At 72.0% G+C, this 1,307-nt stretch carries 2 protein-coding genes; one reads left to right on the top strand and one right to left on the bottom strand.

The window, feature by feature from the left end; all coding sequences use genetic code 11:
* The coding region (locus GH737_RS14805; protein ID WP_196233249.1) for a thiamine pyrophosphate-dependent enzyme at window positions 1–653 on the top strand (653 nt) is incomplete at its 5' end.
* Window positions 654–655: 2 nt separating this feature from the next.
* Here GH737_RS14805 and GH737_RS14800 read toward each other — a convergent pair.
* Window positions 656–1,307: SDR family NAD(P)-dependent oxidoreductase (locus GH737_RS14800; protein ID WP_155265524.1), on the bottom strand; the 652-nt coding region annotated here is incomplete at its 5' end.

Below are 1,307 nucleotides of genomic sequence, written 5' to 3'. Positions count from 1 at the left end.
CCGCGGACACCGATTCGAGCGGGTGGGCGGCGGGCGAGCTCGCCCGGCACAGGGAACGGATCCGGGGCGCCGCCCGGGTCGAGCCGGCCGGCGGCGTCTCGCCGGTGGCGGTGGTCGATTGCGCGATCGAGCATCTGCCGGCCGACAGCCGCATCACGATCGACGCCGGGGCGCACATGCTGCCGGTCCTGCACCTGTGGCAATGCGCGGAGCCGGACCGCTCGCTGATCTCGCGCGGCCTCTCGACCATGGGGTTCGCGCTTCCGGCCGCGATCGGAGCCTCGCTTGCCGACCCGCAGCGCAAGACGGTCGCGTTCACCGGGGACGGCGGGCTGATGATGTGCCTCGGCGAGCTCGGGACCGCGCTCGAATGCGGAGCCGCGCCGGTCGTCGTCCTGTTCAACGATTCGGCACTGACCCTGATCGAGGCCAAGCAGCGCCGGCGCCAGCTCCCGCGCTCGGGCATCTCCTTCGGCCGCACCGACTTCGCCAGGATCGCCGAGGGGTTCGGCTGGCGCGCCCGCCGCGCATCGACGAGGGCGGAGCTCGACTCCGCGTTCAGGGAAGCGGCCGCTCTCGACGAGCCGTTCCTGATCGACGCCCTGGTCGATCCGTCGAGCTACGACGAGATCATCGCCCGGGTCCGGGGCTGAGCTCAGCCGGCGAGATAGCCGCCGTCCACCGGGATGACCGCGCCGGTCACGAAACGCGCTTCGTCCGAGGCGAGGAACACCGCGGCTCCGCCGATCTCGTCGGGCTCGCCCTGCCGGCCGAGCGGGGTCCGGGCCACGATCGCCGACTCCCGCTGCGGCGTCTTCTCGCCCGGCGGAACCAGGTCGGAATGGACGAAGCCCGGGGCGATCGCGTTGACCCGGATCCCCTCGTCGCCCCATTCGACCGCGAGCGCCTTGGTCAGCTGCATCACGCCGCCCTTGGACGCCGCATAGGCGGCCGCGTTGCCGGCCGCGACGAAAGAGCGGATCGAGGCGATGTTGATCACGCTTCCACGCGTCTCCCGCAGCTGCGGGTGGAAGGCGCGGCACATGTTGAACGGTCCGGTGAGGTTGACCGCGATCGTCCGGTCCCAGTTCACCGCCGAACCCTCGTCCCCGACCCGGCCCGGGACGATGATCCCGGCATTGTTGACGAGGATCGACAAAGGTCCCAGCTCCCCTCCGAAGCCGGCCGGCATCGCCTCGCAGGCGCCGCGGTCGGAAACATCGAGGCCGCTCGGCCAGGCGGCGCCGCCATCGGCGACGATCGCCCGCGCCGTCTCGGTTGCTCCGGCGGAATCCACGTCGGTCACC

Origin of the sequence: Sphingomonas segetis (assembly GCF_009720245.1) — a bacterium.
Lineage (GTDB): Bacteria > Pseudomonadota > Alphaproteobacteria > Sphingomonadales > Sphingomonadaceae > Sphingomicrobium > Sphingomicrobium segetis.
Note: the sequence above shows the minus strand (reverse complement) of the source record. Positions and strands in the feature narration are given on the sequence as shown.